Source organism: Priestia megaterium NBRC 15308 = ATCC 14581 (assembly GCF_000832985.1).
Lineage (GTDB): Bacteria > Bacillota > Bacilli > Bacillales > Bacillaceae_H > Priestia > Priestia megaterium.
The window spans coordinates 1,492,424-1,508,777 of sequence record NZ_CP009920.1 but is presented as its reverse complement, the minus strand read 5'-3'; the positions used below and the strand labels follow the sequence as shown (position 1 = coordinate 1,508,777).

The window sequence follows — 16,354 nt, the reverse complement described above, 5'->3', positions numbered from 1 at the left end:
GTTGATTATACGATAAGAACAAGGAGAATGATGAATCATGAATCGACGTGCTGATGAAATCCGTAAACGAATTGCTGAGCGTAAGCGAAAACAATTAAATACAACGAAGCGTCTTCCTCAAGAACCTCTTCATACGTCCTTAATGAGTGAAGAAGAAAAATATGGATCGATGGATTATTCTGCGGTTGAATACACACCATCAGCAAAGGAATACCACCCGTTATTTCGAAAAGAACGCTTTTTATTTAAAATTTTAGCTTCAGCCTGCTTAGTGTTAATTGTAGGAATTATGTTCAAGAACGCTTCTCCTACTTTTGACCAGGCCAGAGTAGTGGTTCAACAAACAATGGATAAAGAATTTCAGTTTGCAGCTGTTTCCTCCTGGTATGAAGATAAGTTTGGGAAGCCGTTAACGCTATTGCCGAATAAAGAGTCTAGAAAAACGGAGCAAAGTGTAAGCGGAGAATATGCTACTCCAGCTTCAGGGAAAGTAACGGAAACATTTGCTCAAAGTAAGCAAGGCGTGACGGTTCAAACAGGAGTGGATTCGGTTGTAGAAGCAATGAGTGAAGGTATCGTAAGGTATGTAGGAAAACGTGATGATACTGGGAATACCGTTATTATTCAACACGCCGATGGAAGCGAAACTTGGTATGGACAGCTCAAAAAAATCAATGTTAGTATGTATGATTTTGTGAATAAAGGCAAAGAAGTAGGAATTGTGGAAAACAGTAAAAAAGGCGATGCTGGAACATTCTATTTTGCTATTAAAAAAGGCGATAAGTTTGTTGATCCTAGTCAGGTGATTCAATTTGAATAGTGCTTTTTCGTTATTGATGAAAATTCACATTCATCCATTGTTTTGGGGGATTTTCGTAATTGGTATCTTAACCGCTACGGTAAAGCAGCTTTTTTTGCTATTTATTATTGTAATTATTCATGAACTGGGCCACGCCGTAGCGGCTCAGTGTTTTTCTTGGCGGATTCGCAGAATTATGCTCTTACCTTTTGGGGGAGTAGCAGAAGTAGATGAACATGGGAATCGTCCATTTCGAGAAGAGTTTATTGTGACAATAAGTGGACCTCTTCAGCATCTCTGGATGTTTGGAGCTGCTTTCTTATTAATGAAAATAAATGTGTTGTCCTTCGAAACATATGAGCAATTTATGTTTCAATGCACGGTGATTTTCCTGTTTAATCTTTTGCCCATTTGGCCATTGGACGGAGGGAAGCTGCTTTTTTTAATTTGCAGTCGGTCTTTACCATTTTTAGAAGCGCATAAGCTTGCGCTCCGGTTATCAACGTTTTTTTTAGCTGTCGGTATTATTTATGCCGTCATTATGCATCCTTTTCAGCTGCACTTATGGATTGTTATTTCATTTTTAATTATATCCGGATATTTGGAATGGAAGAGGAGGCAATTTGTCTACATGCGCTTTTTGTTGGAGAGATATCATGGCAAAGAGCATCCAATTGGAGCTTTAAAAACACTAAGTGTATCAACCAGTGAGACGCTCCATCAAGTTCTGCAAAAATTCCAAAGAGGTTGTAAGCATATGATTATTGCTACATCTCAAACAGGCGAGCATGTACAAATTGATGAAAATGAACTTTTACACGCTTACTTCGTAGAAAAAAGAACAAATAGCCAACTAGACGAACTTGTAACAGTTTACTGATTTCTAGTAACATAGAATAGAATGAAAAAAGTTCGGTTGCACTGACCGAACTTTTTCCTATGAATTTAGATTAAAGTGAGGCAATGTATGTGAAGGCATGTATTATTAACGCGGCTACTTCTTCAAAACGTATAGCCGTGATAAACGATAAAGCACTAGAAAAAATCTATTTACAAGAACAAAGCGAGAATCAAATTATTGGTGATATATATTGGGGTAAAGTAGTAAAAGTACTGCCGCATATGCAAGCAGCCTTTATTGATATCGGTTTATCAATGAACGGATTTATTCATCGAAATGAACTTGTATCCTATCAGCAGTCAGAGAATCCTCACAAAGATCAGCAGCCGATGTCTGCTTTTATTCGTGAAGGAGAAAAAGTATTGGTTCAAGTTGTAAAGGAAGGCATTGGGACAAAAGGGCCCAAGCTGACGGGTATCATTGAATTTTCTTCTGATGAGCTTGTATATTTACCGCACGGAAACTATGTCGCTGTATCCAAAAAAATAGCCGAGCCAAAACGACAACAGTGGAAACAGCTTGGTGAGCGGTTAAAACAAGGGATGGAAGGCTTTTTATTTCGAACAGCGATTGCAGAAAAATCAGAAGCCGCGGTCCAACATGAAATAAAAGAGCTACAGGAAAAATATGAGCGCCTTGAACGACAGACACAGGGAATGAAAGCTCCTACCCTAGTCAGCAAAGGACAAGATTTTCTTGAAACAAGAGTGCAAGCTGCACTTCAACAAGGAATTGATGGGATAGTAGTAGATGACTTCGACCTATATCAGCACCTTCAAACTACCTATCCTAACTCGTCAATAGAGTATTATAAAGGAAATGAAAATATTTTCTCTTTTTACGATGTGGAACGGCAAATAGAGAAGCTTTTAAAGCGAATCGTATGGCTCAAAAGCGGAGGCTATATCGTTATTGACGAAACGGAAGCGATGACGGTCGTGGACGTGAACACGGGGAAGTTTTCAGGAAAAGATAATATTCGAAAGACAATGCTTCAAACAAATATGGAAGCTGCATATGAACTGTCCAAACAGATGCAATTACGTCACTTAGGCGGCATGATCTTAATTGATTTTATAAATATGCCTCACAAAGAAGATCGGACAGAAGTAGAAAGATACATGAAAAAGCTATGTGAACAAGATGAAGTGCGGACGAATGTAGTTGGCTTTACAGAGCTCGGCATATTGCAATTAACGAGGAAGAAAGTGCGCAATAGTATTGGATCAACATTAACTATGCCTTGTGAAGTGTGTGAAGGAACCGGTAAAATGATTGATTCCAAAACGGCTGCTTTTCAAATTGAACGTGTAATTTGGGAACATCGAGGCGCGGAAGAAGAGGCTATTTGGATTGAGACGCGAAGTGATGTTATAAATGAAATGAAGGCGCAAGGATTTCTCAACGCTCTAGAGGAAATGGTGAAAAAAACCGTATATCTTACGCCAAGCGATGATTATACAAACGCATTTGTTTTGCGTCAATTGGGGTCGAATGAGCAGATTCAAAAAAGGGTCTCTGCTTCTATATAAAATTTTAGAAGAAAACATGAATTCCAATTGACACTAACCTTTGATTTGTAGTAAGATTTAATATGTTGGTTTGTAGCACCCGTGCTACAACCGCTCAGAACAGGTTTTAAGTTCACTTGAACACCTGTGATGGCGAGTCTTAGTTTTTAGAGGAGGTGCAGAGAATGTACGCAATTATTGAAACTGGTGGTAAGCAAATTAAAGTAGAGGCTGGTCAAGCAATCTACGTTGAAAAACTTGCTGGTGAACAAGGCGAAACAGTTACTTTTGACAAAGTATTATTTGTAGGTGGCGACAGCGTGAAAGTTGGTGTTCCTTTCGTAGAAGGTGCAACAGTTACGGCTAAAGTTGAAAAACAAGGTCGCGCTAAAAAGATCACTGTATTTAAATACAAAGCAAAGAAAAACTATCGTCGTAAGCAAGGTCACCGTCAACCTTACACAAAAGTTGTAATCGACGCTATCAACGCGTAATTATAACAAATGATTAAGGTGACGATTTCTCGTGATGCAAATAAGAAAGTTGACGGGTTCACGATGAGTGGACATGCTGACTTTTCCGAACACGGAAAAGATCTTGTTTGTGCGGGAGCATCTGCAGTTTCATTTGGGACAATTAATGCTATCTTTTCAATAAGTGGGGTTGAACCGCACTTAGAGCAAGGTGGAGATGGTGGGTATCTCCGTTGTGAGATCCCAAAAGATGTGGATTCGTTCACATTGGAACAGATTCAATTGCTATTAGAAGGTATGGTTGTTTCACTGAAAACGATCGAATTAGATTACAGTAATTATATAAAAATTAACGACAACTAAACAGGAGGTGGATGTCATGTTAGTAAGATTAGACCTTCAATTCTTCGCTTCTAAAAAAGGAGTAGGTAGTACTAAAAACGGTCGTGATTCAATCTCGAAACGTCTTGGTGCTAAACGTGCTGATGGCCAATTCGTATCTGGTGGTTCAATTTTATACCGTCAACGCGGTACTAAAATTTACCCAGGTGCAAACGTAGGTCGTGGTGGAGATGATACTTTATTCGCTCAAATCGACGGTATCGTTAAATTTGAACGTTTCGGTCGTGACCGTAAAAAAGTATCTGTATACCCTGTTGCTCAAGAAGCATAAGATACAAAAAGAAAACTCTAACCCAAGTAGGTTAGAGTTTTCTTTTTGTAGAATATTTCACCTATTACCCATTGGAATTTGTTATAATCGAACATATCTAAGAAGATTGATACGAGATGTTTGTCAGCGTTGTGAAATACTTATGCTCGAGTCAAAGTTAGGAGTGCTAAGATGGAAAAAGAATGGGATGTCGTAGAAGTATTAAGATACGCGCGGCATGATTGGTTAAATAAGCTGCAATTAATCAAAGGCAATCTAGCGTTGAATCGGCTTGATCGAGCGAATGAAATCATTGAAGAAATTGTAAATGAATCCAAACATGAATCCAAGTTAACAAACATCAATATGCGACTGTTTGCGGGCTTTGTTATGACCTATCATTGGAATAACCATGCTGTTCGCTTAGATGTGGAAGTGCTGGGAGAATTGAAGGATTTATCACAATACGATGAGTTCGTATACAACTGGTGTAGCTATTTGACAGAAGCACTCGAAAAATATGTTGATTATCATGCAGAAAACTATTTGAGTATTTCAGTATGCATTGAAGAACAGGGAATTCGTTTCTTTTTTGACTTTAGTGGAATACTAACAGATATACAGAAGCTACAAAACAAGCTACAATGTTATGAGTGCGCTCAAGGAGTTGCATTGGTTCAACAGCATATGTCTGAAGATGAATTTAGCCTTATGCTCACAATAAGTTAACAGCGCTTTTGCTATTGCAGGAGCTAAGATATAGAACGGAGTGAAAAAGAAATGTTTGTAGATCAGGTCAAGGTATATGTAAAAGGTGGCGACGGAGGAAATGGAATGGTTGCCTTTCGTCGCGAAAAGTACGTACCAAAAGGAGGTCCTGCAGGTGGTGACGGTGGTCACGGTGCAGATGTCATCTTTGAAGTAGAAGAAGGATTGCGTACGCTGATGGATTTCCGCTATAAGCGTCACTTTAAAGCAAGCCGCGGTGAACATGGAATGTCAAAAGGACAGCACGGACGTAACGCTGAGCCGATGGTTGTAAAAGTTCCACCAGGTACGGTTGTGTTAGATGAAGATACGAACGAAACGATTGCTGATTTAGTTGAGCACGGCCAGCGTGCAGTGATTGCTAAAGGTGGACGCGGAGGGCGTGGGAATACGCGTTTTGCTACACCTGCAAATCCAGCACCGGAGCTTTCAGAAAATGGAGAGCCAGGTAAAGAGAGAAATGTAATTCTTGAATTAAAAGTATTAGCCGATGTAGGATTAGTTGGTTTTCCAAGTGTTGGAAAGTCAACGTTATTATCCGTGACGTCTGCTGCAAAGCCAAAAATTGCTGAATATCATTTTACAACAATTAATCCGAATTTAGGAGTAGTTGAAACAGAAGATAACCGCAGTTTTGTGATGGCAGATTTACCAGGGCTAATCGAAGGTGCACATGAAGGTGTAGGATTAGGTCATCAGTTTTTACGTCACATTGAACGTACCCGCGTTATTGTCCATGTAATCGATATGTCAGGTTTAGAAGGCCGTGATCCATATGAAGATTACTTAACCATTAATGAAGAGCTGCGTCAATATAATATGCGTTTAACAGAACGTCCGCAAGTAGTGGTAGCAAATAAAATGGATATCCCGCAAGCTGAAGAGAATCTAGCTGCATTCAAAGAAAAAGTAGGAGACGAAGTGAAAGTCTTTCCAATTTCTGCAGCAACGCGTAATGGAATCCGCGAACTGTTATTTACAGTAGCTGATCTTGTAGAAACTACGCCGGAATTCCCAATGCAAGAAGAGGAAGATCTATCTATGCACCGCGTACTGTACAAGCATGAAAAGAAAGAAGTGGAATTTGTTATTACGCGTGATAGCGATGGCTCATACGTATTAAGCGGTGAAAAAATCGAAAAATTATTCAAGATGACCGACTTCTCACGTGAAGAATCCGTTCGTCGATTTGCGCGTCAGCTTCGAGGCATGGGCGTCGATGAAGCCCTTCGTGAACGAGGAGCAAAAGATGGCGATATTGTAAAGCTGTTTGAATATGAATTTGAATTTATTGACTAATTGTTGTTCATAGGATAAGGGGAGGGGCTTTACTTGCATAAGAGCGATAAGCAGTTTTATTTAGTTCGCGAAGATGTATTACCAGAAGCGATGAAAAAAACATTGGATGCGAAGCTGTTAATTGAACGGGGAAAAGCTGAATCGGTAGCAGATGCTGTACAAGCCGTAGACTTGAGTCGCAGTGCTTTTTATAAGTACCGCGACACGGTCTTTCCGTTTCAGACGGTTGTCAAACAGCGAATTATTTCACTATTTTTTCATATTGAAGATCGATCAGGAACTTTATCACATTTATTGAGCACCGTTGCATCATCGGGATGCAATGTGTTAACGATTCACCAAACCATCCCTTTACAAGGGCGTGCCAACGTAACTCTTTCATTAGATACAGCAAGCATGAATGTTGAATTAAATGAAATGCTGCGAAGACTGAAAAGCTTAGAGTTTGTAGATAAAGTGGACGTGCTTGGTTCAGGGGCATAATGGCAAACAGATATAGATAAGGAGAGGCATGATTGTGGGGAAAGTAGGATATTTAGGACCAAAGGCAACATTTACACATGTAGCCGTCCAAGGCGTATTTAAACAGCACGACCATATTCCATACAAGACAATTCCAGCATGCATTGATGCAGTGGATAACGGAGAAATTGAGTATGGAATTGTACCGTTAGAAAATGCACTTGAAGGATCTGTAAATTTAACACTTGATTATCTTATTCATGAACGTCGTCTGCCGATTGTTGGGGAAATTGTGCTTCCGATTCGTCAGCATTTAATGGTTCATCCATCTCGTGCAGAACAGTGGAAAAACATTGAAACGATTTATTCTCATCCTCATGCAATTGCGCAGTGTCATAAATTTTTACACGGAGAATGTACGTCAACTGCAGTAGAAGAGATGACATCAACGGCGTTTGCTGCTAAGTATGTAAGCGAACACCCTGAGCTTAATATTGGAGCTATTGCGAATGGGTTAGCAGCCCATGAATATGGATTACATATTGCCTGCCCGAACATTCATGATTATGATCATAATACAACAAGGTTTGTTATTTTGCATAAAGATGGAGCGCAAGAGGTGCCATTTTTAGCTGGAAACGGGTGCAAGACAACGTTAATGATTACACTTCCATCTGATCAGGCAGGAGCGCTTCATCAAGTGCTTTCAGCCTTCTCCTGGCGTAAGCTAAATCTGTCTAAAATTGAATCCCGTCCTATGAAAACAGGGCTTGGAAACTATTTCTTTATCGTTGATATTGAACAAAAAATGGATGAAGTATTAATCCCTGGGGCTATGGCTGAACTTGAGGCACTAGGCTGTAGCGTAGAGCTTTTAGGAAGCTATCCCCATACACTACTTGAAACAGAAATCCCGCTTTAAAGCGGGATTTTTTTTGTTATAACACCTTTTTATTCATTCGAAACTAAATAGCCTTCCGCTTCAAGAGCTAAGCAGGCAGCATTCAGTTTTTTAATTGTATCTGCTTCAATCGTATGAAGGTGAATCCCATCTGTTAGCTGAGATAAATAAGTTGCGTTTGTTTCTTGAATTTTTTCTATAAACGTTTCTACTTCTTTTCGGGTTTGAATCATAACGGAAGCGGTTAATTCACCATACACAGGGTGTTCAACGGTTACATCTTTTACGAGAACGCCGTGGTCAACAAGCAGGAGAAGCTCCTTTTCAGCATCTTCTGGCGTATGCTGACAGGCAATAATTCGCTGATGCACGGTAGTTTGAGATGGATTTTGAATGTAAATATATCCTTGGCTTGTTGCGATAATGGGCTCATTTTTAGCTTTAAGCAGCGAAATATCTTGTACAATGACTTGGCGGCTAACGTTCGTTCGTTTCGAAAGCTCACTGCCTGTCATTGGTTTACTCTCTGTTTTTAACCATTGTAGAATAAGTTCTCTTCTTTCTTCTCCAAGAATTTTCTTTTGAGTTCCTGGCACCTTTAATCCCTCCTTTTACACTGTCATAAATTCTTGCTGTAATAAATGAAAAACGGATATGAGTCGATCAATATGCTTAAACGTTGAATGTTGACTGAATGAAATACGGACAAAATTCTTAGCATTCGCAGTCGATTTGCCAATCGCAAGCAGAGAAGCTAATGGTTCCTGCTGATTTACATGACAGGCACTTCCCGTAGAGATAGCAATTCCGTGACGATTACATTGTAACATAACATATTGACCCTGTATGTTTGAAAACGTCAGTCCCATAATTCCAGGAAAATGAGAGTTCCCAAGGCCTTCTACTTCTATAAAAGGAGCAAGAGGCTCTAGGTTTTCCAGTAAGTACGATTTTAAGCGCTCATAATGGCTTCGGGCGGTCTTCATTTCTGCATATGCGCATTCAGCTGCTGCAGTAAAGGCAGCAATGCCCGTTGTATTTACAGTCCCAGGGCGAAAGCCTTTTTCATGAGTTGCTTTATGGTAAATAGGCTTCCAAGAAGAACTTGAATTCATGTATACCATTCCTACACCTTTTGGTCCGTAAATTTTATGACTAGAGACTGAGATGCTATCAGCTTTCAGCTTTTTAACATCAATAGGAAGCTTACCAAAAGATTGAACACAATCACAGTGAAAGAGAATTTCTTTTTTAGATAAAAAATGGCCAATATCCTCAACTGGCTGAATTGTACCGAGCTCATGATTGATATGCTGAATGGCTACTAGCACAGTGTCAGGTCGAATCGTCTTCTTTAAGTCGTCTACAGACACAACTCCGTTTTGATCTACAGGTACGTAAGATAGGGAAAATCCTTCTTTTTCAAGCTGCTGCAACGTATGAAGCACCGAAGAATGTTCAAGCTTCGTTGTCACTATATGTTTTCTTTCATCATTTTTTCCTTTTAAAAGAGAACGAATAGCTAAGTAATTAGCTTCTGTTCCCCCGCTTGTAAAAAAAAGATCATCCTCTCGACAATTTACTAACAGGCTTAATTTTTTTCTGCATAGAGTCAGTAAATTTTCTGCTTGTGTTCCAAGTGTGTGAAGACTGCTGGAGTTTCCATAATAGCTTGTTGCCGCTTCAGTATATACCTCAATTGCTTCTTGTCTCATTGGCGTTGTCGCTGCATAGTCCAGATAAATCATTTTCTCCCTCCGATAAAAAAACTTCTTGTCTTTCATTTAATAATATGTAAATATAGGTGTCAAGACACATGTAAATAAAGAGGTGTGAAATGTTAGAGACGGATGTTTTAATTATTGGAAGCGGATTAGCAGCGTTTTCTGCAGCTTATGAACTGTGTCGTCATAACAGAGTTGTAATGGTAACGAAAGGGAAACTTGACCGCAATAACTCAGTTCTTGCTCAAGGCGGAGTAGCAGCTGCTATTGGAAGCAGCGATCACTGGAGTGAACATCTCTATGATACGTTGGTTGCGGGCAATAAGCATTGCAATGAACAAGCGGTACGCACTTTAGTGGAAGAAGGTGCGGCTGTAGTAAATGAATTGATTCATAAAGGAATGAAGTTTGATAAAAATCCAGATGGTACGCTGCATTTTGGAAAAGAAGGAGCCCATCGTACGAATCGTATTCTGCATGCAGGTGGGGATGCAACAGGACAAGCGCTGTTCGCTTTTTTGAAAAAAGCAGTACTGCCATATATTACAGTCATTGAAAACGAAATGATTCAGCATTTAATAACTGTAGATGGAACGTGCAGAGGTGCTATCGGACAAGGTGAAAACAACAAAATTACTATATATCATGCTCGTCAAACGGTTATTGCTACCGGAGGAATCGGCGCTTTGTACAAGCATACATCTAACCAGCCGCTGGCGACAGGAGATGGGCTAGCGCTTGCGTACAGGGCTGGAGCAAAATTAGCGGACTTAGAATTTGTTCAGTTTCATCCGACGCTTTTGTATCAAAAGGAAGCGAAAGGTCTAGTATCCGAAGCGGTTCGAGGCGAAGGTGGCGTACTGGTAAATGAATGGAATGAACGCATAATGGAAGGAGTTCATCCCTTTAAGGATTTAGCACCGCGAGATGTTGTAGCAAGGACAATTTTTAATGAAATGAAAAAAGGAAGATCCGTATTTTTAGACATTGAAAAAGTGGCTCATTTTCAACAAAAATTTCCTACGATTACGGCACTGTGTCGGAAGTATAAAATTCAACTGGACAAAAAACGAATACCTGTTACTCCCGGCGCACATTTTTTAATGGGTGGAATTGAAGTAGATGGTTATGGACAAACAAGCGTTGAAGGATTGTATGCCGTGGGGGAAGTTTCTTTTACAGGCGTTCATGGAGCAAATCGTCTAGCAAGCAATTCATTGTTAGAGTGTCTTGTATTTGGAAAACGGACAGGGCGTCATATTTTACATAAAGCGAGAACGATATCTCGTTATCCCCCCGTCCGTTACGTGTATAAAGGCATGCCTAAAATACTGCCTGCCACAAAACAAATTCAGCATAAGATGATGGATTGTGTAGGCATCATTCGTCATGAAAACGAATTGGCTACTATTGTGCATGAATTCACAAATCATCTGGATGGAATACCTCTTGACCAAGAAGTTATATATTCGAGGGAAGCAGCGACCATCTGCAATATGCTAACTGCAGGTCTGCTTATTGCTGAGTCCTCTCTTGCAAGAAAAGAAAGTAGAGGAGGTCATTACCGAAGTGACTTTCCGCATGAAAAGCAAGAATGGGAGCATAAGCGAATTATTAAGCAGTCTGCTATTTCAACAAAACAATCATTGATTTTATAAGCAAGGAAATTTAAAAAGAAAGGTGAAGGTAGCACAATGAACACGTTGAAATTACAAAAACTATTGCAGTCTTTTTTTATAGAAGACATTGGAGATGGAGATATAACCTGTGAAGCTATTTTTTCTCCGTCTGACCAAGGGAAGGCTGTGTTCACGGCAAAGCAATCAGGTATTATTGCAGGAGTGGAATTGATTAAAGAAGGATTTCATTTAATAGATCCTAACGTGAAAGTGAATTTCGAGAAAAAAGATGGAGATGTTCTTAAGCCTGGAGATAAAATAGCTACCGTTTCAGGATCCGTGCGATCTATTTTGACCGGTGAACGGGTAATCTTAAACTTACTTCAAAGAATGAGTGGCATTGCCACGATGACGCACAAAGCCGTAGCGCTGCTTGGCAGCTCACATACGCGTATATGTGACACGCGAAAAACAACGCCTGGTATGCGAATGTTAGAGAAGTATGCCGTTCGTGCTGGAGGAGGTTATAATCATCGTTTTGGATTGTACGATGGCGTCATGTTAAAAGATAACCATATTGCACATGCAGGATCTATTCTAGACGCTGTTGTGAAAGTAAGAGAGCAGGTTGGACATATGGTTAAGGTGGAAGTGGAAATTGAAAACAAAAGTCAATTGCTAGAAGCAATAGAGGCAGGAGCAGATGTTATTATGTTCGATAACTGTTCTCCAGAAGTCATTAAAGGTTGGATACCACTGGTTCCCGCTCATATTGTCACAGAAGCATCTGGTGGAATCACGCTTGGCACGCTCCATTCTTTTAGAGACAGCGGAGTGGACTATATTTCACTTGGAGCTTTAACGCATTCAGCAGGGTCTATCGATATCAGCTTGGACTTATTAACAGAAAGGGGAACAGAAAATGATGAGTTTATTACAAACGCTTCAGCAGCAAACGCTCCCCGCTAAATATACGGAGCTCACAGAAAATGAAATGAAAAGAAGAGTACTAGAAATCAAGAAAAAGCTCGGAAGCAAATTGTTTCTGCTCGGCCATCATTATCAAAAAGACGAAGTGTACGAGTTCGCGGACGCGGTAGGAGACTCCTTACAGCTGGCTCAAATAGCAGCTGAAAATAGAGAAGCTGAGCATATTGTGTTTTGCGGCGTTCACTTCATGGCAGAAACAGCTGATATTTTAACAGCTGAAAATCAAAAAGTCATTTTACCCGATATGCGAGCTGGCTGTTCAATGGCTGATATGGCTACTATTCAGCAAACAGAAAAGGCATGGCCTGTCTTACAGGATCTTTTCGGAGATACGATTATTCCGCTTACGTATGTGAACTCTACAGCTGCAATTAAATCTTTTGTAGGTGAACATGATGGAGCAACAGTAACATCTTCAAATGCAAAAAATATGGTGGAGTGGGCATTTTCTAAAAAAGAGCGCATTCTCTTTTTGCCAGATCAGCATTTAGGCAGAAACACTGCTTATGATTTAGGTGTTGGACTAGATGAAATGGCTATTTGGAATCCTATTGAAGAAATACTTGAATATGAAGGGGATATAAACAACATCAAGGTGATTCTATGGAAAGGTCACTGTTCTGTGCACGAAAATTTCACGGTTAAAAATATTGATTATTTACGCGAGAAGCAGCCTGAGATGAATATTATTGTTCATCCGGAGTGTTCTTATGAAGTGGTGCAAAAATCAGATTATGCAGGTTCTACAAAATATATTATTGATACAATTGAAAAAGCTCCTTCAGGCTCTAAATGGGCTATTGGCACGGAAATGAACTTAGTGAAACGGATTATCAACAGTCATCCGGATAAAGAAATTGTTTCGCTTAATCCCTATATGTGTCCTTGTTTGACGATGAACCGAATTGATTTGCCTCACTTGCTGTGGGCTTTAGAAAGCATAGAAGAAGGAACAGAAGTGAATCAAATCAAAGTGGATAAACATACAGCACAAGGAGCGATCAAAGCGCTAACGAATATGTTAGAACGAGCATAAAGATTTTTAAGACAATTAAAAAGAGAAGGTCTAAAAGAAGACTTATTGACATATTGTTTGTGTTGATAAGTCTTTTTTTCTTTATCATAAAAACTTGAACCAAACTGTGGGCAAAATGAATAAAAAAATGGTTCAAGGCATATCTTGTGATGAACAAACAGAACTTACTTTGATTTTGCACATATAGATGGCAGAGACTCTACTCGGGAGGGGAATGACGTTGAAAATCCATATCGTTCAAAAAGGGGATACCCTTTGGAAAATCGCTGAAAAGTATGGGGTTAATTTTGAAGAGTTAAAAAAAGCGAATTCTCAATTAAGCAATCCAGACATGATCATGCCTGGAATGAAAATTAAAGTGCCGACAAGCGGAGTGCCTGTTCAAAAAGAAGGAGCTCCTTCACCTGGTATAAAAGAAATGCCTAAAGTTCAACACCCTTATAGTGACCAATCCACAAAAGCTTATCCAGTAACGGAAATTGATGAAAGTCCGGATGAGAAAAAGTCAGCTAATCAGCCTGCTCAAACACCGTTTATGCAACCGATAAAAGAAGCACCAATTGCGCAGCCAAAGAAAGAAGCACCGATTGCTCAACCGAAAAAGGAAGCGCCGATTGCGCAGCCAAAGAAAGAAGCACCGGTCGCACAGCCTAAAAAAGAAGCACCAATTGTGCAGCCTAAAAAAGAAATGCCAGTTGCGCCAAAGCTTCCTAAATTAAAGCCAATTGCACCTGAGATTGATATTAACAATTATTACACCGTTAATATGGCGATGCAGGCTCCAAAAAAAGAAGCACCAAAAGAACTGCCTAAGCATGAATCGCCAGAAAGTCCTGAGATGGAGAGTATAGAAATGCCTCCTCAAATGCCATGTTACCCAATCATGCCGATATCGCCTGTGATGCCAGGCTGCGGATTTAATTATATGCCGTGTCATCCGCCAATGTATGCACCGCAACCATATCCAATGCCAATGTATCAACAGGCTCCAATGTATCATCACGGTTATGAACACGAATCGTTTGAAGAACATGCGATGGGCGCTCACATGGCACCGATGCCAATGTATCCAATGATGCCACACAGCTGCTATGGACCGGTACAATGTTCTCCTTGTCCGCCTCCATGGGGATATCAGCAGCCCGTTTATCCGGCCTATCATCAAGCACCGATGTATCCACAAGTACAAGGAGCTATGACAGGTGGCCATTATGAAAGTTCTTCCGATGGTTTTGGAAACGCGCCTTACCATTATGGGCAGCAATATGCGCCACAGCAGCAAGGAGACTGCGGATGCGGTGAACCAAGACCTGACGACTATGCACCACAGCAGCCTTATCCACAGTACCAACAGCAGGTACCTTATGGCTTTCAGGACCCAAGGGCACCCTATCCAGCCCCATATGGCATGATTGGTGTACCTCCGTATCCTGCGTTTGATCCAAATGCATTTAGTATTCCAGAATACGATGAGTACGACGAAGATGAAGATTGATTATTATACACGAGACGATTTTAATTTAAATCGTCTCTTTCTCTATTTGAAAAAAAGAGATATTCACGTTGAGACCTATCGTATGAAAAAGCCTCATGTCATCATAGCGGATACGAATAAAGGAAAAAAAGTAATAAAAGCATACAGAGACAAAAGTAAAATTGAACATGTTTATCATTTTTTATCTCAGATTCAACAAGGGTATGCTGTTAATTTCGAAGCTTACCCAGAAGGTGAACTTTATATAAAGGACCGTCATTTGTACTGGGCGATGATGCCTTTTGTTAAGCAAGTAAAAGAGGTAACGTATGAAAGTTTTCAGGATCGGGAAGAAGTATTACAAACATTGATCCGCTATCATGGAGAAGTTCATAAAAAGAAACTAGCCGCGTATACAAAGCTTTCTGAGTATGACCTTATTTTAAAATGGAAAAAGCGGCTTTCCTCTTTTCGAGAAACCTCACATATATTCAGGGAATTTAATCAATTTCATGTATATAAAGACATTGTGACTTGGGGAGAAAAAGCTTTAGTCTTAATGGAACGTTTCAAAGATAGTGGGTTGAACTGTTCCATTATTCACGGTGACGTTGCTTCACATAATTTCTTGAAAACAAACCACTTGGGTATTGTTATGATTGATTTTGACTTATCGGCTAAAGCTCCTGCTCTTTATGACTATGTTCAGCTTGTGCAGCGCTTTTTGCCTTACGTCCAGTGGTCGATGAAAGAACTACTTCAACACTCGAAAATAAAAGAATTAAGCAAGCAGCGTTTTTTTCTTGCTTCTTTACTATTTCCATCGATGCTGATGAGAAACTGGAATATAAATGTCTCTGCTTTATCATGGGCAAATCGCCAAAGGTTAATGCAGCAATCAGTAGAAGAATGGTCACAGCGTACACATTTTTATCGAGTGATTTACCAGCACTTACAAAACCTACATGACATGTAAAGAGTTTATAAACACTTCATCGAATAAGAAACGGCTCGTCTTTTAATCCTAATAGTAAGCTCAGAGTAAATAGAGCTTAAATTAGGGGGCGATTATGTTGAATAGTTATGTAGCAACTTCTTTAGCTTTCGCATGTATGATGGGACTTGGCGCTTGCAATAACAAAGACCAAGGTATGGAACAGCGCTATACAGATACGACACAGCCTGTTGGGTATCATACAAATGAAAAAGCGAATGAACATCGCGTAGATAATCCGAAAGGTCCAATGACTGAAGTTTTAGATGGGAATGGAACACCTAATTATCCGTTAAACGTAAGTGATGGACGTTTTGATAATCCGACAAACCCTTATGGAAACATCAATAATACAAATGATCGTACAAATGGCGTTGCTAATATGTATTATGGTGAAGATTATCCAAGAGACTTTACGGAAAAAGTGGCTGATCGGGCTGCAAGCGTTAAAGGTGTAGAAAATAGTCGCGCCGTTGTCCGTGGAGATCAGCTATTAGTTGCTGTGGATCCGGCCAAAGACATAAATAACGGCCGTTTAAAACAAAACGTGCTCGATAAAGTAAAGCCTATTGCAAAGGACTACAATGTTCAAGTAAAAGTAGATCATGATGTATTTATGAACGCTCGCTCTCTTGATGACGATATTCGAAATGGAAAAGACCGTAATACGATTCAAACTAATTTCAATGGTCTATTTGAATCAGTCGATGAGAATGTCAATCATAAACATCGTTAAATGAAGAAGCAGCTG

The 16,354-nt window shown here is 39.9% G+C and carries 18 protein-coding genes and 1 other annotated feature; of the genes, 16 read left to right on the top strand and 2 right to left on the bottom strand.

Annotation, left to right across the window (positions count from 1 at the left end):
* Positions 1 to 37 precede the first annotated feature (37 nt).
* From BG04_RS08375 to pheA, 10 genes are all read left to right on the top strand, one after another.
* A complete protein-coding gene (locus BG04_RS08375; RefSeq protein ID WP_034648767.1) occupies positions 38 to 820 on the top strand; it encodes a M23 family metallopeptidase in 783 nt (260 codons plus the stop codon).
* Positions 813 to 1,679, top strand: a complete 867-nt coding sequence (locus tag BG04_RS08370; RefSeq protein ID WP_034648769.1) for a M50 family metallopeptidase — start codon at positions 813 to 815, stop codon at positions 1,677 to 1,679. The genes BG04_RS08375 and BG04_RS08370 overlap by 8 nt, the downstream gene beginning before the upstream one ends.
* A gap of 83 nt (positions 1,680 to 1,762) precedes the next feature.
* Positions 1,763 to 3,232, top strand: a complete 1,470-nt coding sequence (locus BG04_RS08365; protein WP_034648770.1) for an Rne/Rng family ribonuclease — start codon at positions 1,763 to 1,765, stop codon at positions 3,230 to 3,232.
* 78 nt (positions 3,233 to 3,310) lie between these two features.
* Positions 3,311 to 3,382 (top strand) — a sequence feature (ribosomal protein L21 leader region).
* Between the two features lie 14 nt (positions 3,383 to 3,396).
* Positions 3,397 to 3,705 (top strand): 50S ribosomal protein L21, encoded by a 309-nt coding sequence (rplU, locus tag BG04_RS08360; protein ID WP_013059337.1) that lies wholly within the window; start codon positions 3,397 to 3,399, stop codon positions 3,703 to 3,705.
* Between the two features lie 9 nt (positions 3,706 to 3,714).
* Positions 3,715 to 4,047, top strand: a complete 333-nt coding sequence (locus BG04_RS08355; protein ID WP_013059336.1) for a ribosomal-processing cysteine protease Prp — start codon at positions 3,715 to 3,717, stop codon at positions 4,045 to 4,047.
* Positions 4,048 to 4,063: 16 nt separating this feature from the next.
* A complete protein-coding gene (gene rpmA, locus BG04_RS08350; RefSeq protein WP_013059335.1) occupies positions 4,064 to 4,357 on the top strand; it encodes a 50S ribosomal protein L27 in 294 nt (97 codons plus the stop codon).
* A gap of 171 nt (positions 4,358 to 4,528) precedes the next feature.
* Positions 4,529 to 5,065, top strand: coding sequence for a Spo0B C-terminal domain-containing protein (locus BG04_RS08345; RefSeq protein ID WP_034648772.1), 537 nt, complete (start codon positions 4,529 to 4,531; stop codon positions 5,063 to 5,065).
* Positions 5,066 to 5,116: 51 nt separating this feature from the next.
* Positions 5,117 to 6,403 carry a GTPase ObgE gene (obgE, locus tag BG04_RS08340; protein WP_013085117.1) on the top strand — a complete coding sequence of 429 codons (1,287 nt, stop codon included), beginning with the start codon at positions 5,117 to 5,119 and terminating at the stop codon, positions 6,401 to 6,403.
* Positions 6,404 to 6,493: 90 nt separating this feature from the next.
* The gene (locus tag BG04_RS08335; RefSeq protein WP_014458122.1) at positions 6,494 to 6,886 is read left to right on the top strand and encodes an ACT domain-containing protein; all 393 of its coding nucleotides are present in this window, start codon (positions 6,494 to 6,496) and stop codon (positions 6,884 to 6,886) included.
* Positions 6,887 to 6,914: 28 nt separating this feature from the next.
* On the top strand, positions 6,915 to 7,787 hold the full coding sequence (gene pheA / locus BG04_RS08330; RefSeq protein ID WP_028410569.1) for a prephenate dehydratase: 873 nt from the start codon (positions 6,915 to 6,917) through the stop codon (positions 7,785 to 7,787).
* Positions 7,788 to 7,816: 29 nt separating this feature from the next.
* Here pheA and BG04_RS08325 read toward each other — a convergent pair whose 3' ends face one another.
* Complete coding sequence (locus BG04_RS08325; protein WP_034648775.1) at positions 7,817 to 8,362, bottom strand: transcription repressor NadR; 546 nt, start codon at positions 8,360 to 8,362, stop codon at positions 7,817 to 7,819.
* 15 nt (positions 8,363 to 8,377) lie between these two features.
* On the bottom strand, positions 8,378 to 9,514 hold the full coding sequence (locus tag BG04_RS08320) for an IscS subfamily cysteine desulfurase (protein ID WP_034648777.1): 1,137 nt from the start codon (positions 9,512 to 9,514) through the stop codon (positions 8,378 to 8,380).
* Between the two features lie 89 nt (positions 9,515 to 9,603).
* Here BG04_RS08320 and nadB point away from each other — a divergent pair, with 89 nt between their 5' ends.
* From nadB to BG04_RS08290, 6 genes are all read left to right on the top strand, one after another.
* The gene (gene nadB, locus BG04_RS08315; protein WP_034648780.1) at positions 9,604 to 11,148 is read left to right on the top strand and encodes an L-aspartate oxidase; all 1,545 of its coding nucleotides are present in this window, start codon (positions 9,604 to 9,606) and stop codon (positions 11,146 to 11,148) included.
* Between the two features lie 36 nt (positions 11,149 to 11,184).
* Positions 11,185 to 12,078, top strand: coding sequence for a carboxylating nicotinate-nucleotide diphosphorylase (nadC, locus tag BG04_RS08310; protein ID WP_034648782.1), 894 nt, complete (start codon positions 11,185 to 11,187; stop codon positions 12,076 to 12,078).
* Positions 12,035 to 13,135 (top strand): quinolinate synthase NadA, encoded by a 1,101-nt coding sequence (gene nadA, locus BG04_RS08305; protein WP_026106706.1) that lies wholly within the window; start codon positions 12,035 to 12,037, stop codon positions 13,133 to 13,135. The genes nadC and nadA overlap by 44 nt, the downstream gene beginning before the upstream one ends.
* A gap of 214 nt (positions 13,136 to 13,349) precedes the next feature.
* Complete coding sequence (safA, locus tag BG04_RS08300) at positions 13,350 to 14,630, top strand: SafA/ExsA family spore coat assembly protein (RefSeq protein WP_034648785.1); 1,281 nt, start codon at positions 13,350 to 13,352, stop codon at positions 14,628 to 14,630.
* The gene (locus tag BG04_RS08295; RefSeq protein WP_230586505.1) at positions 14,620 to 15,585 is read left to right on the top strand and encodes a phosphotransferase; all 966 of its coding nucleotides are present in this window, start codon (positions 14,620 to 14,622) and stop codon (positions 15,583 to 15,585) included. Before safA ends, BG04_RS08295 begins: the two co-directional genes overlap by 11 nt.
* 94 nt (positions 15,586 to 15,679) lie before the next feature.
* Positions 15,680 to 16,339, top strand: coding sequence for a YhcN/YlaJ family sporulation lipoprotein (locus BG04_RS08290; RefSeq protein WP_034648788.1), 660 nt, complete (start codon positions 15,680 to 15,682; stop codon positions 16,337 to 16,339).
* Positions 16,340 to 16,354: the final 15 nt, after the last annotated feature.